General features: G+C 71.3%; 25 protein-coding genes. 11 read left to right on the forward strand and 14 right to left on the reverse strand.

Annotated features, from left to right (window positions below; all coding sequences use genetic code 11):
* Nucleotides 1-102 precede the first annotated feature (102 nt).
* On the forward strand, nucleotides 103-1,629 hold the full coding sequence (locus ACWCRD_RS43210) for an FAD-dependent oxidoreductase (RefSeq protein ID WP_450971153.1): 1,527 nt from the start codon (nucleotides 103-105) through the stop codon (nucleotides 1,627-1,629).
* A 55-nt stretch (nucleotides 1,630-1,684) separates the two neighbouring features.
* Here the strand turns inward: ACWCRD_RS43210 and ACWCRD_RS43215 are convergent, their stop codons facing one another.
* The 4 genes from ACWCRD_RS43215 to ACWCRD_RS43230 all read right to left on the reverse strand — a co-directional run bounded on the left by ACWCRD_RS43215 (nucleotide 1,685) and on the right by ACWCRD_RS43230 (nucleotide 5,660).
* A complete protein-coding gene (locus tag ACWCRD_RS43215) occupies nucleotides 1,685-2,410 on the reverse strand; it encodes a metallophosphoesterase family protein (protein ID WP_450971154.1) in 726 nt (241 codons plus the stop codon).
* Nucleotides 2,407-2,688, reverse strand: coding sequence for a hypothetical protein (locus tag ACWCRD_RS43220; RefSeq protein WP_450971155.1), 282 nt, complete (start codon nucleotides 2,686-2,688; stop codon nucleotides 2,407-2,409). Before ACWCRD_RS43220 ends, ACWCRD_RS43215 begins: the two co-directional genes overlap by 4 nt.
* A complete protein-coding gene (locus ACWCRD_RS43225; RefSeq protein WP_450971156.1) occupies nucleotides 2,685-3,386 on the reverse strand; it encodes a nucleotidyltransferase family protein in 702 nt (233 codons plus the stop codon). Before ACWCRD_RS43225 ends, ACWCRD_RS43220 begins: the two co-directional genes overlap by 4 nt.
* Nucleotides 3,387-3,488: 102 nt before the next feature.
* Nucleotides 3,489-5,660: a SpoIIE family protein phosphatase gene (locus ACWCRD_RS43230; RefSeq protein ID WP_450971157.1), complete on the reverse strand. Its 2,172-nt coding sequence runs from the start codon at nucleotides 5,658-5,660 to the stop codon at nucleotides 3,489-3,491.
* Nucleotides 5,661-5,805: 145 nt separating this feature from the next.
* On the opposite strand from ACWCRD_RS43230, the gene ACWCRD_RS43235 reads away from it, so the two are divergent.
* The 4 genes from ACWCRD_RS43235 to ACWCRD_RS43250 all read left to right on the forward strand — a co-directional run bounded on the left by ACWCRD_RS43235 (nucleotide 5,806) and on the right by ACWCRD_RS43250 (nucleotide 8,930).
* The gene (locus ACWCRD_RS43235; RefSeq protein ID WP_450971158.1) at nucleotides 5,806-6,039 is read left to right on the forward strand and encodes a DUF6480 family protein; all 234 of its coding nucleotides are present in this window, start codon (nucleotides 5,806-5,808) and stop codon (nucleotides 6,037-6,039) included.
* Nucleotides 6,040-6,062: 23 nt separating this feature from the next.
* Nucleotides 6,063-7,190, forward strand: coding sequence for an FUSC family protein (locus ACWCRD_RS43240; RefSeq protein ID WP_450971159.1), 1,128 nt, complete (start codon nucleotides 6,063-6,065; stop codon nucleotides 7,188-7,190).
* A gap of 175 nt (nucleotides 7,191-7,365) precedes the next feature.
* The gene (locus tag ACWCRD_RS43245) at nucleotides 7,366-8,199 is read left to right on the forward strand and encodes a GAF and ANTAR domain-containing protein (RefSeq protein ID WP_450971160.1); all 834 of its coding nucleotides are present in this window, start codon (nucleotides 7,366-7,368) and stop codon (nucleotides 8,197-8,199) included.
* Complete coding sequence (locus tag ACWCRD_RS43250) at nucleotides 8,199-8,930, forward strand: GAF domain-containing protein (protein WP_450971161.1); 732 nt, start codon at nucleotides 8,199-8,201, stop codon at nucleotides 8,928-8,930. The genes ACWCRD_RS43245 and ACWCRD_RS43250 overlap by 1 nt, the downstream gene beginning before the upstream one ends.
* A gap of 9 nt (nucleotides 8,931-8,939) precedes the next feature.
* On the opposite strand, the gene ACWCRD_RS43255 is transcribed toward ACWCRD_RS43250, so the two are convergent.
* From ACWCRD_RS43255 to ACWCRD_RS43265, 3 genes are all read right to left on the reverse strand, one after another.
* On the reverse strand, nucleotides 8,940-9,116 hold the full coding sequence (locus ACWCRD_RS43255; protein ID WP_450971162.1) for a hypothetical protein: 177 nt from the start codon (nucleotides 9,114-9,116) through the stop codon (nucleotides 8,940-8,942).
* 75 nt (nucleotides 9,117-9,191) lie between these two features.
* Nucleotides 9,192-10,082 (reverse strand): SDR family oxidoreductase, encoded by an 891-nt coding sequence (locus tag ACWCRD_RS43260; protein WP_450971163.1) that lies wholly within the window; start codon nucleotides 10,080-10,082, stop codon nucleotides 9,192-9,194.
* A 119-nt stretch (nucleotides 10,083-10,201) separates the two neighbouring features.
* Complete coding sequence (locus tag ACWCRD_RS43265) at nucleotides 10,202-11,191, reverse strand: DUF5937 family protein (RefSeq protein WP_450971164.1); 990 nt, start codon at nucleotides 11,189-11,191, stop codon at nucleotides 10,202-10,204.
* A gap of 120 nt (nucleotides 11,192-11,311) precedes the next feature.
* Between ACWCRD_RS43265 and ACWCRD_RS43270 the strand changes: the two genes are divergently transcribed.
* Entirely contained in the window at nucleotides 11,312-12,511 is a 1,200-nt protein-coding gene (locus ACWCRD_RS43270; RefSeq protein WP_450971165.1) for an MFS transporter, read from the forward strand.
* A gap of 62 nt (nucleotides 12,512-12,573) precedes the next feature.
* The gene (hemC, locus tag ACWCRD_RS43275; protein ID WP_450971166.1) at nucleotides 12,574-13,509 is read left to right on the forward strand and encodes a hydroxymethylbilane synthase; all 936 of its coding nucleotides are present in this window, start codon (nucleotides 12,574-12,576) and stop codon (nucleotides 13,507-13,509) included.
* Between the two features lie 24 nt (nucleotides 13,510-13,533).
* On the opposite strand, the gene ACWCRD_RS43280 is transcribed toward hemC, so the two are convergent.
* The 4 genes from ACWCRD_RS43280 to ACWCRD_RS43295 all read right to left on the reverse strand — a co-directional run bounded on the left by ACWCRD_RS43280 (nucleotide 13,534) and on the right by ACWCRD_RS43295 (nucleotide 16,382).
* Nucleotides 13,534-14,058, reverse strand: a complete 525-nt coding sequence (locus ACWCRD_RS43280) for a hypothetical protein (RefSeq protein WP_450971180.1) — start codon at nucleotides 14,056-14,058, stop codon at nucleotides 13,534-13,536.
* A gap of 194 nt (nucleotides 14,059-14,252) precedes the next feature.
* Nucleotides 14,253-15,113 (reverse strand): ABC transporter permease, encoded by an 861-nt coding sequence (locus ACWCRD_RS43285; RefSeq protein WP_450971167.1) that lies wholly within the window; start codon nucleotides 15,111-15,113, stop codon nucleotides 14,253-14,255.
* Complete coding sequence (locus tag ACWCRD_RS43290; protein ID WP_450971168.1) at nucleotides 15,073-15,933, reverse strand: ATP-binding cassette domain-containing protein; 861 nt, start codon at nucleotides 15,931-15,933, stop codon at nucleotides 15,073-15,075. The genes ACWCRD_RS43285 and ACWCRD_RS43290 overlap by 41 nt, the downstream gene beginning before the upstream one ends.
* The gene (locus ACWCRD_RS43295) at nucleotides 15,930-16,382 is read right to left on the reverse strand and encodes a MarR family winged helix-turn-helix transcriptional regulator (protein WP_450971169.1); all 453 of its coding nucleotides are present in this window, start codon (nucleotides 16,380-16,382) and stop codon (nucleotides 15,930-15,932) included. Before ACWCRD_RS43295 ends, ACWCRD_RS43290 begins: the two co-directional genes overlap by 4 nt.
* 236 nt (nucleotides 16,383-16,618) lie before the next feature.
* On the opposite strand from ACWCRD_RS43295, the gene ACWCRD_RS43300 reads away from it, so the two are divergent.
* Entirely contained in the window at nucleotides 16,619-17,413 is a 795-nt protein-coding gene (locus ACWCRD_RS43300) for a SigB/SigF/SigG family RNA polymerase sigma factor (RefSeq protein ID WP_450971170.1), read from the forward strand.
* Nucleotides 17,414-17,450: 37 nt separating this feature from the next.
* Here ACWCRD_RS43300 and ACWCRD_RS43305 read toward each other — a convergent pair whose 3' ends face one another.
* Nucleotides 17,451-17,786 carry an ANTAR domain-containing protein gene (locus tag ACWCRD_RS43305; protein ID WP_450971171.1) on the reverse strand — a complete coding sequence of 112 codons (336 nt, stop codon included), beginning with the start codon at nucleotides 17,784-17,786 and terminating at the stop codon, nucleotides 17,451-17,453.
* Between the two features lie 167 nt (nucleotides 17,787-17,953).
* Here ACWCRD_RS43305 and ACWCRD_RS43310 point away from each other — a divergent pair, with 167 nt between their 5' ends.
* Complete coding sequence (locus ACWCRD_RS43310; RefSeq protein ID WP_450971172.1) at nucleotides 17,954-18,757, forward strand: VOC family protein; 804 nt, start codon at nucleotides 17,954-17,956, stop codon at nucleotides 18,755-18,757.
* A gap of 24 nt (nucleotides 18,758-18,781) precedes the next feature.
* On the opposite strand, the gene glgX is transcribed toward ACWCRD_RS43310, so the two are convergent.
* Together glgX and ACWCRD_RS43320 are read right to left on the reverse strand one after the other, a co-directional pair.
* On the reverse strand, nucleotides 18,782-20,926 hold the full coding sequence (glgX, locus tag ACWCRD_RS43315; RefSeq protein ID WP_450971173.1) for a glycogen debranching protein GlgX: 2,145 nt from the start codon (nucleotides 20,924-20,926) through the stop codon (nucleotides 18,782-18,784).
* Complete coding sequence (locus ACWCRD_RS43320; protein ID WP_450971174.1) at nucleotides 20,923-21,435, reverse strand: pep a2; 513 nt, start codon at nucleotides 21,433-21,435, stop codon at nucleotides 20,923-20,925. The genes glgX and ACWCRD_RS43320 overlap by 4 nt, the downstream gene beginning before the upstream one ends.
* A gap of 319 nt (nucleotides 21,436-21,754) precedes the next feature.
* Here ACWCRD_RS43320 and ACWCRD_RS43325 point away from each other — a divergent pair, with 319 nt between their 5' ends.
* Nucleotides 21,755-22,054, forward strand: coding sequence for a DUF5133 domain-containing protein (locus ACWCRD_RS43325; protein ID WP_450971175.1), 300 nt, complete (start codon nucleotides 21,755-21,757; stop codon nucleotides 22,052-22,054).
* 88 nt (nucleotides 22,055-22,142) lie between these two features.
* A partial coding sequence (locus ACWCRD_RS43330) for a maltotransferase domain-containing protein (RefSeq protein WP_450971176.1) occupies nucleotides 22,143-22,795 on the forward strand: 653 nt, incomplete at its 3' end.

Raw genomic sequence — 22,795 nt, forward strand, 5'->3', positions numbered from 1 at the left:
GCGTGTGCGTGGCACCGGGTACCCAGCAAAGGCGTCAGTCAGCGCTCGTGGCTGTGAACCCCGTATGTGTGTCCGGGGCACCGCTGCGGGAACTCGGCGGTCATGACCGCTGAGACGGAAATCCACGGATCGTACTGGCTCGAGACGGCGCCGCCCGGTGCACCCGCTCCCCCGCCGTCCGGCGACATCGCCGTCGACGTCGCCGTGGTCGGCGGCGGCATGGCGGGCCTGAGTACGGCGTGGGAACTGGTCCAGCAGGGGCGCAAGGTGGCCGTACTGGAGGCGGGCCGCCTCGCCGCCGGGGTCACGGGTCACACGACCGCCAAGCTGACCGCGCTGCACACGCTGACCTACGACCATCTGCGCCGCACCCGCGGCCCGACGGGGGCGCACCTGTATGCGGAGTCGCAGAGCGCCGCCATCCGGCACGCCGCCGACATCGTCGACGAACTGGGCATCGACTGCGACTGGGAAGAGGCCGCGGCCTACACCTACGGCGAGCAGCCCGGGCTGCTGGGAAAGCTGCGGGCGGAGGCGGACGCGGCGCGGGAGGCGGGCCTGGCGGCCGAGTTCGTGACCGAGACCGAGCTGCCCTTCAGCGTCGCCGGTGCGGTCCGGGTGACGGAACAGGTCCAGTTCCACCCCCGCAAATACCTGCTGGCTCTCGCCGGGGACCTGCGTCGCCGAGGCGGTGCCGTCCACGAGCACACACGCGTCGTGGGCCTCACGGAGGGCGAGCCCTGCGTCCTGGCGACGGACGCGGGGGTGTCGGTGCGGGCGGACGAGGTCGTGGTCGCCACCCACTACCCGGTCTTCGACCGTGCCCTGCTCTTCACCCGGCTCTCCCCGCGCCGCGAGCTGGTCGTCGCCGGAACCATCGACGAGGACCGGGCGCCCCGCGGCATGTACATCACGCCGGAGCAGAACACCCGGTCCGTGCGCAGCGCGCCCTTGAGTGACGGGAAACGCCTGCTGATCGTCACCGGTGAGCACTTCACGCCCGGCACCGCTGATGTCGAGGAGCGCTTCGCACGGCTCTCCGCCTGGGCCGGAGGCCATTTCCCGGGGTTCACGATCAGCCACCGTTGGGCCACGCAGGACAATGACGCCACCGACTCCGTGCCGCTCGTCGGACCCCTCTGGCTGGGCAGCCGTCACACCTACGTGGCCACCGGGTTCGGCGGCTGGGGGCTGAGCGGCGGCATCATGGCGGGCCGTCTGCTCAGCGACCTCGTCAATGGCCGCGAGATCGCCTGGGCCGGCCTCTACGATCCGCGCCGTCTGCTCTCCGTGGTCCGCGAGGGAGCCTCGTTCCTGAAGCATCAGGCGCAGGTCGCGCGCCACTTCGTCGGCGACCGGCTGCCGGCGATGACGGGGCCTTCGACGGCGGACATCCCGCCGGGCGGCGGTGCCGTGGTGCGGGTGGGAGGGCGGCAGTGCGCCGTGCACCGTGACGAGAAGGGTGAACTGCAGGCGGTGTCGGCCCGCTGCACCCACATGGGCTGCCTCGTGGCGTTCAACCGCGCGGAACAGGCCTGGGAATGCCCCTGCCACGGCTCCCGCTTCGCCCCGGACGGACAGATTTTGCAGGGCCCGGCCGTACGGCCGTTGAAGCAGCGCGACATCTGAGACGACCGCCTGCCGTATGCCCAGCGGCTCACGCGTGGTCCGCCGACCGGATCGCTTACCGCGCCGGAAGGTTGTAGACGTGAAACGCCCGCCCGATGACCGGCTGTGCCACGTTCCGCACCTGCACTCCGCCGCTGGTCATCCCGTGTTCGGTGCCGGAATGGGCATGTCCGTGGACGGCGAGGTCGGCGCCCTCGTCGTCGATCGCCTCGGCCAGCAGATAGCTGCCGAGGAACGGATAGATCTCCAGCGGCTCACCTGCCAGGGTGTCCGGTACGGGCGAGAAATGGGTCAGTGCGATCCGCACGTCGCACTCCGCCCGGGCCAGTTCCCGCAGTCCGGTCCGCAGGCCTTCGGCGCACCTGCGGGAGTACCTGACGAACTCCTTCATGACGGGCTCACCGAACTCTCCCGCGCATCTGCCCGCGAACCCGCCCCCGAACCCTTTGGTCCCCGCGATCCCGACACGGGTGTTGCCGCTGGTCACCACGGTGGACCGCCCTTCCAGGACCCGTACGCCGGAATCCTCGAGGACGGCCGCCACCTGGTCCGGGCATCCGCCGTGATGGTCGTGGTTGCCGAGGACCGCGACGACCGGCACCGCCAGGTCCTCGACCTCCTTGGCGACGACCAGAGCCTCCTCCGGTGTGCCGTGGCGGGTGAGGTCGCCGGCCAGCAGCAGAAGATCCGCGCACTCGGGCAGCGTCTCGAACGCGGGGCGGAGCACACCGTGGCTCTCCGCGCCCAGGTGGATGTCCCCGACGGCTGCCACCCGGGTCATGCGAGGTCCTCCGCATCGTCGGGCGGGGTCGTTCGCGCCGTGACGATGTCGCAGTGCACCGGCACGTCCGGGAAGGCCTCGCGGGCGATGCGCATGATGTCCTCACGGCACCGGGCCGAGGGGACCGTGCCGGTGAGCAGGACGGCCTCGCCGCGCAGTTCGGCCCGTACACCCAGTTCGCCGGGCAGACCGGCCGCGAACCGTTCGGTCAGGTGGGCGACCCGGTAGTCGAGGCCGGCCGGGGCACCGGAGGAGGACTGGACCGTGTGCTCGCTCATGGCTGTTCCTTCGAGGATTCGGCTCGCTGCCCCGGCTCGGCATCGATGACGTCCAGGCGCTCCAGGAGGAACAGGAAGGCCGCGGGCATGGGCCGGTCGCCGCAGGTTCGCCGTACCTCCTGCCAGTCGACCTTCTCCCGCAGGGAGCGGGCGATCGGAAGCACGGCCCCGAAGTCGCAGTGGTGCTCCGAGAAGGCCTTGAGCAGGCTCACCAGCATGTCCGTCGGCGACAGCACCGGCATGCGGACCGAGTCGACGGGCAACTCCCGGGCGCGTTCGAGCAGTTCGGGGGTGACGGGGTGGTCGGACATTTCGAAGATGATGTCGACGCTCTGGCCGAGGCAGCGCGCCTTCAGCAGCCAGTCCTCCGGAGCATGGTGGACGGTGAGACCCCCCTCGCGCAACGTGGCCGCCACTGCCTCGGCGTCCTCGCGAAGGACGCAGAAGTCGACGTCGTGCTGCAGCCTTCCACTGACGCCGTGGGCGTAGGCCGCCACGCTTCCGGCCAGGGCGAATCTGTGCTCCTTCTGCTTGAGGAGAGCGGCAACCTGTTTGGTCGCCTCCAGGATCGCCTGGGTACGGTCACGCGGCAGGTCGTCTTCCGGCCCCGGGGCGGGCGAAGACTCCCCCGGGGCGAGGCGCAGGCCGGTGGGGCCCGAGTCGTCGGCGCGGGCCGCGCCGTGCGCGTCGTGCACCATGGGCGCTCCCTTCGCGATTCCCGGCGTCGGGCACGAGCGGAGCTGTCCGCACCCGCCCGTGTGTACGTCCGGGTACCCCCGGGCCGCCGGGGCGACACGGTTTCAGTCGTCCCCGGCCTGGTCGGGCGTGGCCCCGTTGAGACGGACGATGAGCAGGGCCACGTCGTCGGCGGGGTCGGGGGCGTGACGGACGAGGGTGTCGGCCATGGCGTCGGGGTCTTCGGGATCGGTGCGTGCGATGAGTTCGGCGAGCGTGCTGATGGCGTCGTCCAGATCGACGCCGGGCCGTTCGATGAGTCCGTCCGTGTACAGGACGAGGACGCAGCCGGGGTGCAGGGGGAACTCGGCGGCCAGGTAGTCGGCCCGGTCGTCGATGCCGAGGAGCAGGCCGGGCGGCGGACTGAGGACCTCGGTGCGGCCGTCGGCATGGCGCAGCACGGCAGGCGGGTGGCCGGCACTGGCCAGGCACAGGCCGTGGCGGCCGAGATCCAGGTGGGCGTAGAGGCAACTGGCGAACCGGCCGGGGTCCAGGCCGACGAGAAGACGGTTGGTCCGCCCGAGGACGTCCCCCGGGGAGGCCCCTGCCGCCGCCTGGCTGTGCACGGCGGTGCGGACCTGGCCCATCAGGGCCGCCGCGTCGATGTCGTGTCCCTGGACATCACCGATCGCAGCGGCGACGGTGGTGTCGTTCAGACGGATCAGGTCGTAGAAGTCACCGCCCACCTGCACGCCGTGGCCGGCCGGCCGATAGCGGGCGGTGACCCGCTGCCCGGGCAGGGAGGGCAGATGCCGGGGCAGCAGCGCGGCCTGGAGCTGATGGGCCACGGCGAACTGGGTGTCGTAGAGGCGGCCCCGTTCGAGGGCCTGGCCGACGAGGCCGGCCAGCGCGGTGATCACCGCCCGCTCGGTGGGCGGGAAGTGCCGGGGGCGGTCGTAGGCGAGGACGAGCGAGCCGACGGCCCGGCCGGAGGCGATCAGAGGGAGAAACGCCCAGGACGTCTTGTCGTCGAAATGGACGGCTTCGGGATACGACCGCCTCAGTTCGTCGAAGTCCCGGAAGAAGTGTGGACTGCCGGTCTCCATCACGCGCACGGCGGGCGTGTCGGCGTTCAGGGGCATGTGGTCGAAGCGTGCCATGAGTTCGGCGTCGTAGCCGCGGTGGCCGAGGATCCTCAGTCTGCCGCCCCGTGGAGCCATGACGGCCATGGCCGTGGCGCCGAGCGCGGGCATGAGCTGGTCGGCGGCCTGGTCCACCACGTCCTGGACGCCGAGGGCCTCGGTGAGCGTGGCGGCCATGTGCATCAGGTGGTACAGCGAGCCGGCCCGGCTCGGTCCGCGTGCGGCGGGTTCGGCCGTACCGGCCGGGTGGGCGGGGGCACTCCGGGAGCTCGCCGGGCTCGGCGACAGCTCGTCGCGGGGGTCGCTGCGGGTGATCCGCACGCTGATGCCGGACGCGTCCGGGTAGAGCGCGAAGGCCAGCCGGGTGTCCGGGGGGCGCACTGCGGTGAAGGCGGTGGGCCGTTCGCTCACCAGCGTCGAACGGTAGGAGTCCTCGATCTCGGGGACGTCCATCCAGGGCAGCGCTTCCCAGGGCAGGGCGCCCAGCAGGCTCTCGGCGTCGGCGCCCAGCAGGCGTGCCGCCTCGGGGGTGACGAAGGTGAACCGGCCGGTGTCGTCCAGGGCGCAGGCACCGCCCGGCAGCCGGGCGATGAACGCCGCCTGTTCGCTGCCCTCGGCGCGCAGAGCACGGGCGCGGGAGGGGTGGGGCAGGATCCGCGGTTCACCCGGCGGGGGCAGGGCGTCGCGATCCGCCGCGTCGTGCAGCAGCCGGCCCAGTCGCCGGCAGCCGGCATCGATGACCGCGCGCTCGACGCCACTGAGCCGCGGCGGATGAGCGGCCGGCCACAGCAGTACCAGCCCGCCCACGACCGAACCCCGGGCGCCGAGGGGCGCGGCCGCCAGTGCGAAGGCGTACGGCAGAACGAGTGAGGTGCGCGGGTAGCGTCGGGCCATGTCCTCCATGTCGCTGATCCACACCAGGCGACCGGACCGCACGGCGTCCGCCACCGGAATGGAGTCCGCCACGCCCACCCGGGTCCACGGAACGGCCATTTCACGCGGCGCCCCCGTCAAGGCCACCAGCCACAGGGCGTCACTGTTGCGAGGCAGGACGTACAGCAGGCCCCTGGACGCCCCGCAGTCCCGGACCACGTCCAGCAGCGCCGTGTCGACCGACTCGGGTGCGACATCCGCCGTAGCTTCGCTCTGGGTCACAGCACCTCCTGTCGAACATCCGACGAGTTCCCAGGTGGATCCGCCCAAAGCAGGGGACGGCGGGCGGCGGGTGCGGGGTCGGGCACGGAGAGCCCGATCATCCCGTTCTGGTGATATCCGATCAGTGCCGGGGGACTCGGATGCCGTGACTTTCACAAACCCTGATTGCGAGCCCGAACGTACGACGGGGCTGGAACCCGGAGGCGGTGTGCCCCCGGGTGAGACGCCTCCTGCGGAGAGCAGCCTGCCCGAGTCCGGTCCGCGCGAAGTGCACAACCCCACCAAGGGCTGGTCCAAGGGGCCGCTGGCGATGATCCTGGTGGTGACCGTGCTCGTGGCCGCGTTCTTCCTCGCCTTCGCCCTCGCCCTCATCCTTTGATCGTTCTCACGTTGTCCAGGAAGATGCGGGACGCAGCACGGGCCGTACAACGCGCATGGAAACAACCGTGCAGAGAACGGGACCTCGCCGCGCAGGCACTGAAGGCCGCCTTCGCCGCCTGGGCGTCCTGGGCGGTGGTGGGCTGGTGGCTGCACGCCCCCATGGCCTTCGTGGCGCCCTGGGTCGCGATCCTGCTCGTCGAGTCGACGGTCTACCAGTCCGTCGCCCATGCCCTGCAGCAGCTGGCGGCGATCGCCTCGGGAACCGTCATGGCCACGCTGCTGGTGCTGCTGATGCACAACAGGATGGGCGCCATGGGTCTCGTCCTCCCCCTGGTGGTGCTCCTCAGTTCGTGGTCGCGGCTCGGACGGCAGGGGATGTACACGGCCACCGGCGCACTCTTCGTCCTCACCGACACCCAGGTCAGCCTGACCGGGTGCGCCGCCCGGATCGGCGAGGCCGTGTTCGGAGCGGCGGTCGGCATCACCGTCAACGCACTGATCCGGCCACCCGTCTACCTGCGCGATGCGCACGCCATGATCCATGAGGCCGCACAGGAGACGGGCAGGCTCCTCGAAACGGCGGGCGGCCGTCTCGTCGACGGGCAGTGGGGCGTCGACGAGACGCAGGCGTGGCATCGGCAGGCCCTGCACCTTCAGCACCTCGTCACGCAGTGCCGGTCGGCCGTCGGCTGGAGCCGGGAGAGCCTGTGGGGCAACGTACGCCGCCGCACCCTCGCCTCGTCACGGCCGAGCAAGGACTACGAGGACGCTACGGCCGTGCTGGACCACGCCGCCGTGCACACGACGGAACTCACCCGCACACTGCACGAGGCGGCCGCCCGGGACCGGCAGGCGCACTGGTCCCGGCTGCCCCTGATCCGCGGCTACGCCGCCTTCCTGGCCCAGGCGGCCCGGATCGTGCGGCTCTCCGCGGACGGCGGAGCAGGCCAGGGCCGGGAAGACACTCTGCGGCAGGCCGTCCGGGAGATGCGCGCCGCGATGGACGGCCTGCGCCGGCAGCTGCCGGACCTGGTCCGCGGCGAGCCCGAGGAAGCCTCGGCCTACGGCGCCCTCCTCCTGCAGGCCCAGCGGCTGGCCGGAAACCTGGAGGCGTCGGCACGGCAGAAGGCTCCCCCGGGCCACGTCTGAAGCGGCGGCGTGCCGTTTTGCGCAAGGGGGCAAGGGCACTCGTTGGGCACGACATCGAGACCCGGGCACTGTACGGCGAGGGTGTGTGCCTCAGCCCCGCGGGCCGAGTACGTCCCGGTGACACCCGGGCAGTGTTGGTTCTCACCGGTGCCATCGGTTGGAGTACTGGTGGATCATGCCTGTTGACGGAGCCGGCGGTGACAGTGAGCCGTCCGAGACCGAGGAACGCGCACGGGTCACCGAGCTGCTGGCGGCCGCGGCCAAGGGCCTCAGGCCCGACGACGTCCCCCAGGCGCTGTGCCGGGCCTGCGTGGAGCTTCTGCCCGTCACCGGCGCATCGGTGTCGATCGCGAGCGGCCCGACGGTGCGTGCCATGTGGTGTGCCAGCGACTCGACGGCGGCCCGGCTGGCGGAGACGCAGTACACGCTCGGGGACGGCCCTTGCCAGTCCGCGATCGAACGCGCCGCGGCGGTGCTGGCGGACGACCTGACCGAGGAGCCGGACGCCGTGCGCTGGCCCGTCTTCGCCCACGAGGCCGTCGGGCTGGGCGTGCAGGCGGTGTTCTCGCTGCCGCTCGGACTGGAGGGGGCGACGATCGGCACGCTCGACCTGTATCGCCGCACGCCCGGCGCGCTGTCGTCGCGCGACCTGCGGGTCGCGCTGTGGGCGCGGGATGCCGTCACCTTCGCCCTCGTGAACCTTTCTGCAGGACACGACTCGGGCGAACGAGCGAGCGAAGAGGGAGTAGCGTCGTGGATGGAGGCTTCCGAGTCCGACCACAGTGAGGTCTACCAAGCGGTCGGCATGGTGATGGTGCAGCTGAATCTGGGCGCCGAACAGGCTCTGGACCGGATGCGTGCGCGGGCATTCGCCCAAGGTCGGACGGTGACCGAGGTGGCGCGTGATGTCCTCGTACGCACGCTTCGGCTCGGGTCCGAGACCGAGGGCGGCGGCGAGGACGCCGGCCGGCGGGACGCCGGTGACGAGGGACGGGAGGGCGATCGGTGATGAACCGGGAACAGCAGCTCGCCGAGGCGCTCGTGGGGCTGGCCGACTCGCTTGCCGACGACGTCGATCCCGTCGTGCTCCTCGATCGGCTGGTTCTCAACTGCCTGGATCTCGTGGGCGCCGACGCGGTCGGGGTCATGATCGCCGGAGTGCGGGGCGAGCTGCGACTGATGGCCGTCACCGACCAGCGTGCGGCTCTCAGGGACTTCTTCCAGCTCCAGATCGACGAAGGCCCCTGTGTGGACTGTTATCGCAAGAGCGAGCGTATCGACGCTCCGGACCTCGGCGAGAGCGCCCACCGCTGGCCGCATGTCGCCCCGTACGCCCGAGAGCACGGGTTCCGGGCCGCGCATGCGCTGCCGATGCGCGTGCATCACCAGACGGTGGGGGCCCTGAACCTTCTTCTGACCACCCCGGGCGGACTGTCCGCGCTCGATCTGCACCTGGCTCAGGCACTGGCCGATGTGACCACGGTCGCCCTCGTCAACTGGAGCCCGCATCCGCTGCGTCCCACCGATGTCAGCAGCAGCGTCCAACGGGCCGTTGCCGCCAAGGCCACCGTCGACATCGCCACCGGCATGCTCGCCGAGTCCGGCGGCCTCTCCCTGCCCGACGCCCGCTCCGCCCTGGGGAGTTGGGCGACCCGCAACGGCCGTCGGCTCACCGAGGTCGCCCACGGTCTCGTACAGCGCACGCTGCCCTTGACGGACGTGCTCAGCGACCCTCGCTGACAGAGCGTCTCAGCGGGACACGGCCGTCGCCCACAGCGCGGCCACGACCACGACGGCGGCTGCCACCGTCATGACGCTGCGCACCACCGGCGACCACCGCTCCACCACCGATGCGTCGTGTCCGCTGCCGTCATGGGCCCGGACAGCGGACATGCGCTGCGGCGGCCGATGCGCTTCCTGATGCATGTTTCCCACTCCCTCGTTCCGGACGGCCGGGCGGGTTCCCGCCTCGGCGCCTCCCATGCACCGCATACGGGGCCGCTAGGGCAGTGGGGTGCCTCCGGTCGCGTTGAGGATCTCCGCCGTGACGAAGCCGGCCTCCTGGGAGGCCAGGTAGACGTAGGCGGGGGCCAGTTCGGCGGGCTGGGCCGGGCGCCCCAACGGGCTCTGTTTGCCGAACTCCACCGTGTCGGGCAGGGTCGCGGGAATCAGAGGCGTCCACACCGGGCCCGGCGCGACGGCGTTGACGCGGATGCCGCGCTCGGCGAGCATCTGGGCCAGCCCCTGCGTGAAGGTCACGATCGCGCCCTTGGTCGTCGCGTAGTCCAGCAGATGCGGGCTGGGCTTGTAGGCCTGCACCGACGTGGAGTTGATGACACTGCCGCCCTTCGGCATGTGCGGCAGGGCGAACTTGGTCAGCCAGAACATGCCGTAGACGTTGGTGCGCATGACCCGGTCGAACTGCTCGGTCGTGATCGCCTCGATGCCGTCGGGCTGCGACATCTGGTAAGCCGCGTTGTTCACCAGGACGTCGATGCGCCCGAACTCCGTGACGGCCCGCTCGATCAGGGCCCGGCAGTTGTCCTCCTCCCGGATGTCGCAGGCGACGGCCACCGCCTTGCGCCCGGCGTCCTCGACTAGTCGGGAGGTCTCGCGTGCGTCGTCCGCCTCGTCCTCCAAGTAGGTGAAGAGCACATCGGCGCCCTCGCGTGCGAAGGCCAGCGCGACCGCACGCCCGATGCCGGAGTCGCCGCCGGTGATGACGGTCCTGCGGTCCTTCAGGCGGCCGGCGCCGCGATAGGTCTTCTCCCCGTGGTCGGGCGGCGGGTCCATGGGCCCGGTCCACCCCGGGTGCGGCTGGTCCTGCGCCGGGAACTCGGGGCGCGGGTGCTGGGTCGTCGGATCCTGCTGCGTGTGCTGCGAATCGGGCACGTCGGCCTCCTGACCTTGGGCGGGTCCGGACGGCCACCGGGTTCCCGTCGCGCTACGGCCGAAAAGCCCGAGGTGGTCGGGATGGCTCGGGCGCCGTCGCCGGACCCGGCAGGATCGCCCTACGCCCCTGCCGCCAGGCGGTCCCCCAGCACCGTTCGCTCGTACAGCACGTAGTAGCCCTGTCGTCGCGCATCGAGCAGTCCCGCCGTGCGCAGGGCCGCCAGGTGGGACGACACGGTGGAGGGAGCCAGGCCGTGTCGCGCGGCGAGCTCCGTGGTGGAGGCCGGAACCGTCAAGTCGGCCAGCAGCGCGGCGCGCCGGTGACCGAGGAGGCGGGCGAGGGCGGCGGGCGGATGCGGGGCCGGGGTGGCGTGCAGGCGGCCCATGCCTCGGGCCGGGTAGATGACCGTGGGCTGCCAGGGCCGGGCGAAGCCGCTCACCACGTCCGGCCAGACGAACACGCTGGGCATCAGCAGGATGCCTCGTCCGTCGGGGCGTTGGGCGTCCGCGTGGTCGCCGTACATGTGCAGGGTGAGCCGGTGTCCGGCCCAGCCGATGCCGGGGTGCAGGCCGGCGAGCAGCGCGTCGAGGCCGCCGTCCGCCGCCTGCCGTGAGCGATGGGCGATGTCGGCCGCCAGCACGGCACGGTGGCGCGGCCAGTCGGGAGCGATCAGGGCGTGCCAGGCGAGTTCGGTGAGGTCGGCAAGGCGGCGCACGGCCCGGGCGGGGTCGTCGAGTGCGGCGCGGCCCTGCGGTGACTCGGCGAGGCCCGGTGTGCCGGCGAGCGAGCGGACCATCTCCGCGTGGGCGAGCGCCGGGTCGGTGGCCCGCATCCGGGCCAGTTCGTCGTCGATGGAGGGATACGGCTCGTCGGGAGGTGCGCCCAGGAAGTCCGGGGTGTAGCCGCCGGCGCGGGGCACGAACAGCCACAGGGGCGACAGGTCGAGCCCGGCGAGCGTACGGCGAAGACGGCGCAGCCAGGCGTGGTGGTAGCCGTGCCGGGCGGGTCGGCGCAGCATGCGCAGGGCCTCGTGGGTCTGGCACATCGGCGAGATCGCGAACCGGCAGCGGGTCAGATCCTCGGCGCCCAGGTGCAGGGTCAGCGGCAAGACGGCCTCCGTGAGCGGTTCCCGGCGGATCCGATTCGGTCCGGATCGAAACAGTAGAAGGTCTCCGCCGCCCCGGGCACGCTTGCCGGGCTGTTTCCCGACACCCCGGAGGAGACCTGGATGGGCGGCGTACGTCCCGCGGCGCGGCGCCGGGCCGCCGTCGTCGCGGCGCTGATGCTGGCGGCGTTCACCTTCAACACCGCTGAGAACCTTCCCGTGGGGCTGCTGTCGCTCATGGCGGCCGATCTTCGGGTGCCGCTCGGCGCGGTGGGCACGCTGGTCACCGGATACGGCCTGACGGTGGCCGTGGTGTCTTTGCCGGCCGCGCGCATCACCCGCTCCGTGCCGCGCCGGTACCTGCTCACGGGGCTCCTGGGGCTGTTGGCCGCGGCCAGCTGGGTTTCGGCGCTGGGGAGTGTCTCCTACGGGCTGCTGCTGGCGGCGCGGGTGGTGACCGCGTCGGCGCAGGCATCGTTCTGGGTGGTGATGGGGCCGGTCGCGGTCGGTCTGTTCCCGCCCGAACGGCGCGGCCGGGTCATGGGGCTGCTGTCGGTCGGGGGTTCGCTGGCCACGGTGCTCGGCGTGCCGGCCGGGACCTGGCTGGGCGGTCACGGCGGCTGGCGGGCGCCGTTCGTCGTGCTCGCTGCCCTCGCGCTGGTGTCACTCGTCGTCATCGCCGCCCTGCTGCCGGCCTCCCGCCCCCAGGAGAGCCATGCGGCCTACGGTGCCGATCCGGACCGGCGCAGGTTTCTCGTCGTCGTCGCGACCACCGCCCTGTCGGTGACCGGGGTGTTCGCGGGCTTCACCTATGTCGTCGCCTTCCTCTACGAAGTCAGTGGATTCGGCAAGGACTCGGTGGGCGGCGTGCTGTTCGCGTTCGGGGCGGCCGCCCTGGCCGGTGTCGCGCTCGTCGGGCCGCTCCTCGACCGTTTCCCGCGCGCCACGCTCACCGTGCCGGTGGCGACTCAGGCGGCGGCGCTGCTCGGCCTGTGTGCGGCCGGGAGCAGTCAAATGGCGGCGGTCGCGTTGTTCATGCTGCTCGGCGCCTCGGTCGCGCCCGTTTTCATGGCAACGCAGAGCCAGGTGCTGCGGGTGGCGCCGGGCCGTACCGAGTCGGCGCTGGCGGTCAACTCGGCCGCGTTCAACGTGGGCGTGGCCGTCGGGTCGCTGCTGGGTGGCGTTCTCCTGCCCGTCCTCGGAGTGCGCGGGGCCTTTCTGGCCGGCGGGCTACTGACCGCGGGGGCGCTCGCGTTGCTGGTCCGGACGGAGCCCGGGGCGTCGTCGGCCGCTGTGCGCGCGCCCGTCGTCCCTGCGGAGTGATTCGGGTCCCCAATGGGGCGGTAGCGGTGAAAGAGCCTCTGGCGACGGTCTATCGTGGCCGCATGTCCGTCCCCGAAATGATCCGCATCGTCTCCCGCGACTCGCCCATGGCGCTGGCCCAAGTGGAGCGTGTGCGCGCCGAGTTGACGGTCCTGCATCCCGGCGTGCGCACCGAGGTCGTGCCGGTGAAGACGACCGGTGACAAGTGGATGGGCGTCCTGTCCCAGGTGGAGGGCAAGGGGGCGTTCACCAAGGAGGTGGATGCCGCGCTGCTGGCGGGCGAGGCCGATCTCGCCGTGCACTGCCTCAAGGACGTGCCCGCCGACCGGCCGCTGCCGGCCGGCACGACGTTCGCCGCTTTCCTGAAGCGGGACGACATCCGTGACGCCCTGGTGCACCCGGGCGGCCTCACCCTGGACGAGCTGCCGGCCGGCACCCGCATCGGCACCTCCGCGGTGCGCCGGGTGGCCCAGCTGTCCGCCACCCACCCCCACCTGGAGTGCGTGCCGTTCCGCGGCAACGCCAACCGCCGGCTGGCGAAGCTGGCGGCCGGCGAGGCGGACGCGCTGCTGCTGGCGGCGGCCGGTCTCGAACGCATCGGACGCCAGGACGTGATCAGCGAGGTGCTGTCGCCGGACACGGTGATGCCGTCCATCGGCGCGGGCATCCTGGCCCTGCAGTGCCGTGAGGGCGACCGCGAGCTCATCGACGCGGTCAGTGCGCTCGGCGACCCGCACACGCACCAGGAGGCCACCGCGGAGCGGATGTTCCTGCACGTCCTGCAGGGCCACTGCAACAGCCCGATCGCCGGGTACGCGCGCGTGGAGGCCAGTGGCGAACTGTCGTTGCGGGCGTGTGTGTTCACCCCGGACGGCAAGACCCGACTGAACGCCCACGAATGGGCCGGACGGCTCGACCCGGCCACCCTGGGCACGTCGGTGGCCGTGGCGCTGCTGCGTCAGGGTGCCCGCGAGATCATCGACGGCATCCCGCACTGAGCGGGCTCCGGCACGGGGCCGGGGTCAGGCGGTGCCCTCTTCGGCCTGGTCGCGGAGGAAGTTGCTGACCTGGTGCGCCAGGCCGCCGTCCCGGCTTCCGCACGTGTGGGCGCCGACGGACTCCTCGTGCAGGCCGATGCCGCCCGTCCACAGCCGGCGGTCGGTCCACTCCTCCTCGACCCGCAGCTGGATCTGCACGTCGACCTGGCTCAGGCAGGTGTCCGGGCCGGCCGCGTACAGCACGGCGGTGGCCCGGCGCAGCGGGTAGACGTCGAAGCCCTCGATGAACTGCGAGTTGCGCCAGTCGATGAACGCGGCCTCCCCGTCGGGGCCCAGGCGCACGTCGATCTGGCCGTCCTCGAGGTGGATGCCGAAGGAGCGGCTGCCGCGGTTCTCGACGGTGACCCGGAGGCTGAAGTACGTCAGCCCGGCCGCCGCGTCGTCACGTCCGCGTGGGGGCTCCGCGGCTTCCAGACGGTGGACGCGGACACGCAGGCCGGCATGCTCGTCGTACTCCTGCCAGTCCCCGACCACGTTCGGCTCGTACACAGTCCACCTCATCGACCTCAGAGAGCTGCTTCCTATCTGTGCGCTCAGGGCACTGTCAAATGAGCAGAATGCGCTGTGGCCAGCGCATTCACCCCCTTTGATCACTGATCAAGCCGTGCGCAGGAACAACGGTCGGAACACGCCCCACGGACGTGTACGGGTGCGTGGGGCACATCACGTTCCGCGGGCAGTCGTCAGCGGGCCAGCCGGCCGAGGAGCGAGGAGGCCGCGGCGATGCCGAGCGCCCCGGCCACGAGCAGCACCGCGAAGTCGAGGGCCACATGCGCATGGGTGCCGAGGAGAAGGCCGCGCAGGGCGTCCACCTGGTAGCTCAGCGGGTTGACCTTGCTGACGGCCTGGAGCCAGCCGGGCATGACGGACACGGGGTACAGGGCGTTGGAGCCGAAGAACAGCGGCATCGTGATGGCCTGCCCGAAGCCCATGAGGCGGTCGCGGTTGAGGACGATGCCGGCGATGCTCATCGAGAGGCACGAGAAGAACGCGGATCCGAGGACCACGATCGCTGCGACGCCGAGCAGCTTCAGCGGGTTCCAGGTCAGCGCCACTCCGAGCACCGCTGCGATGAGGATGACGACGACGGCCTGGATCAGGGACTTCACTCCGGCCGCGAACGCCTTGCCGGTGATCAGGGCCGAGCGGGGGGTCGGCGTGACCAGCAGCTTGTTCAGGATGCCGGCGTCGCGCTCCCAGATGATCTGGATGCCGTAGAAGATGGCGATGAACATCGCGGACTGGGCGATGATGCCGGGTGCCAGGTAGTCCACGTAGGGGATGCCGCCGGTGGGGATCGCCTTGATGCGGGTGAAGGTCTGACCGAAGATCAGCAGCCACAGGGCGGGCTGCACGGCTCGGGTGTACAGCTCGGTGCGGTCGTGGCGCAGCTTCTGCAGTTCGACGGCGCACATCGCGAACACGCGGGCGGGCAGCAGCCGCCAGCCCGCGCGCGGCCGGGGCGGCTTCAGCAACAGGTCGATGCCGGTTGCGCGGGTGGGGTCAGCCGACGCGGTGCGCGGTGCGGCGGGTGCTTCGGACATCGCGGAAACCTCCTGCCTGGTCGTCGAGTCCGCTGCCCGCGACGTCACGGAAGACGTCCTCCAGGGTGGGCAGCGGGTCGGTGGCCGCCGCACCCGCGGCGCGCCGGCGCTCCCCGAGCCCTTCCCTGAGCTCCTCCGGGGTGCCGAGGGCCCGGATGCGGCCTCGGTGCATCAGGGCGACCCGGTCGCAGTACTGGTCGGCCTCGTCCATGTAGTGGGTGGTCACCAGCACGGTCATGCCGGTGGCGGCGCGCACGGCGTTGATGTGGTCCCACACTCCGGTACGGGCTATCGGGTCCAGGCCGATGGTCGGCTCGTCGAGGATCAGCAGCCGGGGAGCGCTGACCAGCGCCTGCGCGAGTTCGAGTCGGCGGACCATGCCGCCGGAGTAGGTGCCGGCCAGCCGGTCGGCGGCATCGGTGAGACCGACGGCCGCCAGAGCCTGGCCGACGCGCTCGGCGCGTTCGGCACGGGCCACGTCGAAGACACGGGCGAACAGGGCGACGTTCTCACGGCCGGTGAGTCCGGCGTCGGCGGACAACTGCTGCGGAACGTAGCCCAGCAGACGCCGTACGGCCATCCGGTCCTTTGCCGCGTCGTGGCCGAACACGCAGACCATTCCGGCGGGGACCGGCAGCAGGGTGGTGATGCAGCGGATGGCGGTCGTCTTTCCGGCGCCGTTGGGGCCGAGCAGGCCGAAGACCTCGCCCTCGCCCACCGACAGTTCCAGTCCGTCGACCGCGTTCGTCTCACCGAAGGCGTAGGCGAGTCCGGTGCAGGTGACGGCCTCGGCCTGCCCGGTGTCGGCGTTCCGCGTCATGTCTCTTCGGCCTCCTCGTGCAGGGTGTCGGCCAGCCTGCGCAGGGCGGGGATCACCGTGTGCAGTGCCTCGCGGTCCGTGTCGTCGAGACGGGACAGCCCGCCGCGTACGAGTTCGGCGCGCCGTTTGCGCCATTCGGCGAGCCGGGCCTCGGCCGCGGGCGTCGGCATCAGCCGGGCGGCGCGCCGGTCGGCGGGGTCGGTCTCGCGGAGCAGATAGCCCTGCCGGGAGAGCTGGTTGACCAGCGTCGAGACCGAATTGCCCTTCAGGTACAGCTCCTTGGCGGCGTCGGATATACCGATGCCGGGGCGGGTGACGACCAGGCGCAGCAGTTCGACCTCGGCGCCGCGCAGCTGCGGGGCGATCTGCGGGCGCAGGCGGCGCCGGACGAGCCGCTGGACGCCGATGAGGGCGTCGATCAGCTCGTCCGGGAAGGTTTCGGTTTCCACATCAGCAGATTATCTCTGTAGCAGAGGTAATGAACCCAAGGGACGGTCAAGTGCACGGCGGCCGCCCAAAATGTCCGCATTTGTTTGTGATGAACAGATTCCGGGCATCAGTACGTAGTGCTTCGGACAGGAGGCACGTCCGTGGGAGCCGGTCGGGCCCAGGATGTCTCCGCAGGTCCGAGCCGCATCTCCCACGGCGCCCGTCCCCCATGCACCGCCTCACGGAGGTGCGCACCATGCGTGTCGCCAGCGCCAGCACGAAACCCCATCCGCACGACGACGCCCCAGACACCGCCGAGGCCTTCGCCCGGCTCGCACGGCTGTCCGAAGGGCCGCAACGCAGACAGCTGCGGGACCAACTGGTCCAGGCCTGGCTGCCGATGGCCGAGCGGATCGCCGTCCGGTTCAAGGGGCGCGGAGAATCCCTGGAGGACCTGTACCAGGTCGCGGCCCTCGGACTGGTCAAGGCCGTCGACCACTACGACCCCGCCCGCGGCCACGCCTTCGAGGCGTACGCGGTGCCGACCATCACCGGCGAGATCAAGCGGCACTTCCGCGACCACATGTGGACGCTGCATGTGCCGCGCCGGGTCCAGGACCTGCGCAACAGGGTGCGGCAGGCCGCGAAGGAACTGTCCCAGACGACCCCCGGGCGCAGACCGACCGTCGCCGAGATCGCCCGGCACGCCCACCTGAGCGAGGGCGAGGTGCGCACCGGGATGGAAGCCCTGGAGTGCTTCACCGCGCTGTCGCTGGACGCCGAGATGCCGGGCACCGACGGGTACGCCCTGACGGACGCGATCGGCGGCCCCGACCCGGCCTACGACATCGTCGTCGACCGCGTGGCGGTCAGGCCCTGTCTGCAGGCGCTCCCGGAGCGCGAGCGCACCATCCTGTATCTCCGCTTCTTCGGAGGCATGACACAAAGCCGCATCGCCCAGCAGCTCGGCATCTCGCAGATGCATGTCTCCCGGCTGCTCAGCGGCTGCTTCGATCAGCTCCGTTCGGAGCTCCTCACGGAGAGCCGCTGAGCGTTGCGCCGTTCGGCCGCACGCGGGCCCCCTCGCCTCACCACTCCGGCGGGGCCTCGGGGATCTGTGTGGGGCCGTAGCGGTCCAGGGCGTCCTCGAGTTCGGCCTTGAGCTGCGGGGGCAGGCCCCCGTGGCGTCCCCAGATGAGAATGAGTTCCGCGACATTGCGGAGCTTGATGTTCGTGTGCTGGGAGACGTCCTTCAGCACTGCCCATCCCTGGTCCGGCGTCACCCGGGCCAGCGCGACCATCATCCCGATCGCCTGGTCCACGACGGCGTGCGAGACGATGGCTTCCTTCAGCTGATCGACTTCTTCCTGCAGCGCGAAGATGCGATCCGTCTCGTCCGCAGGTTCATGCGGTACCTGTGCCACTTCTCCATAGTGGCACTCACCCGGCCCGCTGCCACCGGTGGCGGACCGCCACGACACCCCGTTTCGGCCCCCCTCACGGGGTACTCGGCAGGCGCATCGTGCGGTTCCGGTTGGACACTGGTACCAGACCGGTGGCTGCCGATCGACGAGACCAGGACGCAACTGCCATGAACCACGACTCCTCACGCCCGCGCGGCGTGACGCGCATCGTCACCTCGGCCTCCGTGTTCGGGGCGCCGTGCTGGGTGAGCCTGACCAGTCGCGACGTCGACGCCACCGAGGACTTCTACGGGGCCGTGCTGGGCTGGGAGTGGCGCTCCGCCAAGCTCGGCGACCGCTTCCGGATGGCCCTGGTGGACGGCACGCCCGTGGCCGGGATCGCCGCCGTCGCCGACATGTGGCAGATGGCGGTGGCGTGGACGCCGTACTTCGCCGTGCCCAGTGCGGACGAGGCCGCGGCGCGAGCCCAGGAGCGGGGCGGGACGGCCGCGGTCGGCCCGATCTCGTTCCCGCCGGGACGGGCGGCCCTGCTGGCCGACCGGGACGGGGCGACCTTCGGGATCTGGGAGGGGATGCTGGTCGCCGACTGGGAGAAGTGGCGGCACGCGGCCCCGACCTTCATCAGACTGCACACTCGCGACGCCTTCGACGCCGCGATCTTCTATGGCGAGGTCCTTGACTGGGCATCCGAGCGGCCCGGCTGCTGCGAGGTCCAGTACGAGGGCGGCGAGGTGGTGCTGCGCAGCCAGGGCGCCGTCGTGGCGCGCATCGAGTCCGGGGCGCTGGGGGCGGCGCCCGACCCCACCATCCGGCCCCACTGGCAGATCCACTTCGCGGTCGAGGACGTGGCGGCCTGTGTACGGGCCGCCGAGGTGCACGGCGGCAGCGTCCTGTCGAAGGGCAGCGACGAGGCCGTGCTGCGCGACGCCGACGGCGCGCAGTTCACGGTCACCTCGCGCCGCGAGCGCTGAGCGCGGCCGAGTGCCGTCCAGGGCTCAGCGGGCCGTGCGGGAGGGGCGGGTGAGCAGGACCAGACTGCGTGCCTCGACGGACATACGGGAGCCGGCCTTGTGCTCGGTCTCGTCGGGTCCGCCCTGCGGGACGGCGGTGTCGATCACGGTCGTCCAGCGTTCGCCGTACGTGACGTCCGGCAGCCGGAACTCCACCGGTTCCCAGTAGCTGTTCAGCAGGAGCAGGAACGAGTCGTCCACGACGGGACGGCCGCACGGATCGGGTTCGGCGATGGCGTCACCATTGAGGAACACGGCGACGGAATGCGCATCGGAGCGCTGCCAGTCCTCGTCCGTCATCTCCTGCGCGTCCGGCGCCAGCCACACCAGGTCCGGCAGCGGCCGGCGCGGCCGGGTCGCGGTCTCGCCGCGGAAGAACCGGCGGCGGCGCAGCACCGGGTGGGCGGCACGCAGTGCGATGACATACCGGGTGAACTCGGCGAGGTCCCGCTGCGCCTCGGTCAGCTCCCAGTCGACCCAGGAGACCTCGTTGTCCTGGCAGTAGGCGTTGTTGTTGCCGCGCTGGGTGCGGCCGAGTTCGTCGCCGTGACCGATCATCGGGATGCCCTGCGAGAGCAGCAGGGTGGCCAGGAAGTTGCGCTGCTGGCGGGCGCGCAGCTCCAGCACCCCCGGATCGTCGGTGTCGCCCTCGACGCCGCAGTTCCAGGACCGGTTGGCGCTTTCCCCGTCCCGGTTGCCCTCCCCGTTGGCCTCGTTGTGCTTGTCGTTGTACGAGACCAGGTCACGCAGGGTGAATCCGTCGTGGGCGGTGACGAAGTTGACGCTGGCCCGGGGGCGGCGCCGGCTGTGCGCGTACAGGTCCGCGGAGCCGGTCAGCCGGGAGGCGAACTCGCCGAGCGTGTGCTCACCGCCGCGCCAGAAGTCCCGTACGGCGTCGCGGTACTTGCCGTTCCACTCCGACCACAGCGGCGGGAAGTTCCCCACCTGGTAACCGCCCTCCCCCACGTCCCACGGCTCCGCGATCAGCTTGACGCGGCTGATCACCGGGTCCTGCTGGATCAGGTCGAAGAACGCCGACAGCCGGTCCACCTCGTGGAACTGCCGGGCCAGCGTGGCCGCGAGGTCGAAGCGGAAGCCGTCGACGTGCATGTCGGTGACCCAGTACCGCAGCGAGTCCATGATCAGTTGGAGTACGTAGGGGTGGCGCATCAGCAAGCTGTTGCCCGTGCCGGTGGTGTCGTAGTAATGGCCCCAGTCGCCGTCCACCAGACGGTAGTACGAGGCGTTGTCGATCCCGCGGAAGGAGAGCGTGGGGCCCTTCTCGTTGCCCTCGGCGGTGTGGTTGTAGACGACGTCGAGGATGACTTCGAGGCCCGCCGCGTGCAGCGCCTTCACCATCGACTTGAACTCGGTGACCTGTCCGCCGCGGGTGCCGTGGGCGGCGTAGGCGTTGTGCGGGGCGAAGAAGCCGATCGTGTTGTAGCCCCAGTAGTTGGACAGGCCGCGGCCCTGCAGCACTCCGTCCTGGACGTACTGGTGCACCGGCATCAGCTCCACCGCGGTCACGCCCAGCTTCGTCAGGTGCTCGACGACCGCGGGGTGCGCGAGTCCGGCGTAGGTGCCGCGGAGTTCGGGCGGGACGTCCGGGTGGGTGCGGGTCAGACCCCGTACATGGGCCTCGTAGATCACACTGTCGGCGTACGGCTGGCGCGGCGGCCGGTCGTCACCCCAGTCGAAGGCCGGGTCGGTGACCACGCCGAGCATGGTGTGCCCGGCACTGTCCGACCGGGACCGGCCGTGCGGGGCGCGCTCGAAGAGGGAGGCGTGGTTGTCCACCTGCCCGTCGACGGCCCTGGTGTACGGGTCGAGGAGGAGTTTCGCCGGGTTGCAGCGGTGGCCCAGCTGCGGATGCCACGGGCCGTGCACCCGGTAGCCGTAGCGCTGTCCCGGCCCGATGTCCGGCAGGTAGCAGTGCCAGACGAAGCCGTCGACCTCGGTCACCGGGACGCGGCGTTCGCCGCCGTCGTCGACGAGGACGAGCTCGACGCGTTGGGCCACCTCGCTGAAGAGCGCGAAGTTGGTGCCGTTCCCGTCGTAGGAGGCACCCAATGGGTAGGGGTGCCCGCTCCAGACGGGCACCCCTGGCTTGCGGCGGCGCTTCGCCGTCACCGGGCATCCTCCAGGATGCCGTCCGCCTCGCGCACCCGCCCGGCGAGAGCCAGGGCCGGCATCGCGCGAGGCACCTGGAGCACCTCTCGCAGGCTCGGCGCGGGCGCCAGGGGCACCAGGGGCACCCGTTCGCCGGCCCGGGCCCGCTGCGAGAACCAGATGACCTTGCTGCCGGTGTCCGTGGCGCAGCAGCCCCAGCCGTCGCTCATCGCGGCGATCCGCTGCAGACAGGTCCGCAGGTCCTGGTCGGGACGCAGGTCGCAGTCGTTCTCCCCCACGGCGGTGATCAGATGCTGTCCGTTCCACCACATCTCGACCGATGTGTTCTTGTCCGTGGCGTGCTCGTCGATGGCCTGCAGCAGCAGTTCGGCGCCGCTGCAGACGGGCTCGACCAGTGTCTCGAGGTCCCAGAGCCGGAGATGCGCGGCCAGGATGCGCCGTACCTGTCCGACCCGTTCGGGGCTGACTTCCACATCGAGGTGGTAGTAGCAGGGCACTGCGGTCTTCATCTTCGTTGGCTCCTCACCCGCGAAGCTCCCGCTCCTTCTCGCCCCTGTGGGACGAGCCCCGAACGCGAAGCGTGAGCGTTGATCGCTTCTGAGTCACCTCAAGAGTGGGCGAACTAGACCATTCGTGCAACACGAGCGAACCCGAGGTGGGGGGCGCCCGCCAGACATGGTTGAAGATCCAACAAGACGCTGAGTCGCCGTCCGTGCACCATGTGTGAAGACCTCGAGACCCGTAACGGAGCCGTGCGTGCCCACGCGCGCGGCCGCCGCCCGACGGTCGGGAGACGTGCGATCGAGCCCCGGAGAAAGTGAAGGCGTCATGCTGCTACCGGCCAAAGCCGAAGTGGCCCGGCAACTGCGGCGGTACCGGGCCTGGGAACGCGTCATGCTCGCGTCCCCCGCCGACCGCGCGGTGCGCGCCACCTTCGAGGACTCGGGCTACACCTTGTGCGTGCTGATGGGCAAGCGCTGTGCCCGCGAGGCCGCGGACGCCGCCGAGCGCTATCTGGGGTCCACCCTGGGCGCCTATCTCCGGGAGCAGAACGATCGGCCCCGAACGGGTGCGGCCGAGCGGCGCGGGCCCCCGCAGGCACAACAGCATTTCGCCGCAGGGAGGTAGATCCCCCTGCGGCTCAACGCATGTGTCGCAGTTTGTATCCCTCGACCGGGCAGAAGGCCCGGTCTCCAGCACGGCGGAGGTGAGACCCATGAGTTCGATTCCGGCCATCGGCCGCATCCCGGTGCGGGACGTCCACCCGGCGGTGGAGTGCGGAAAGCGCCCGGCCAAGGCGGTCGTCGGGGAGACGTTCGAGGTCACCGCGACCGTGTTCCGGGAGGGCCATGACGCGGTCGCCGCCAATGTCGTCCTGACGGATCCGGAGGGCCAGCACGGCCCGTGGACGCCGATGCGGGAACTGGCCCCCGGCTCCGACCGCTGGGGCGCCGAGGTCACACCCACCTGCGAAGGGCACTGGACGTACCGGGTGGAGGCCTGGAGCGACCCGGTGGCCACGTGGCGGCGCACCGCCCGCATCAAGATCCCGGCCGGCATCGACACCGGACTGGTGCTGGAGGAGGGCGGCGACCTGCACGAGAAGCTGGCCGCGGGTGTGCCCGAGGGTCCGGGGCGTGCCGCGGTGCTGGCCGCGGCGGAGACCTTGCGCGACGACTCGCTGCCGGTCGCGACCCGTCTGGCGGCGGCGTTGACGCCGGAGGTGGACGCGGTGCTGGCCCGCCATCCGCTGCGGGAGTTCGTCACCGCCTCCCAGACCCTGCCGCTGCTGGTGGAACGCGAACGCGCCCTGCACGGCGCCTGGTACGAGTTCTTCCCCCGCTCCGAAGGCACCCAGGACCAGCCCCA

This window comes from Streptomyces sp. NPDC002092, assembly GCF_053593775.1.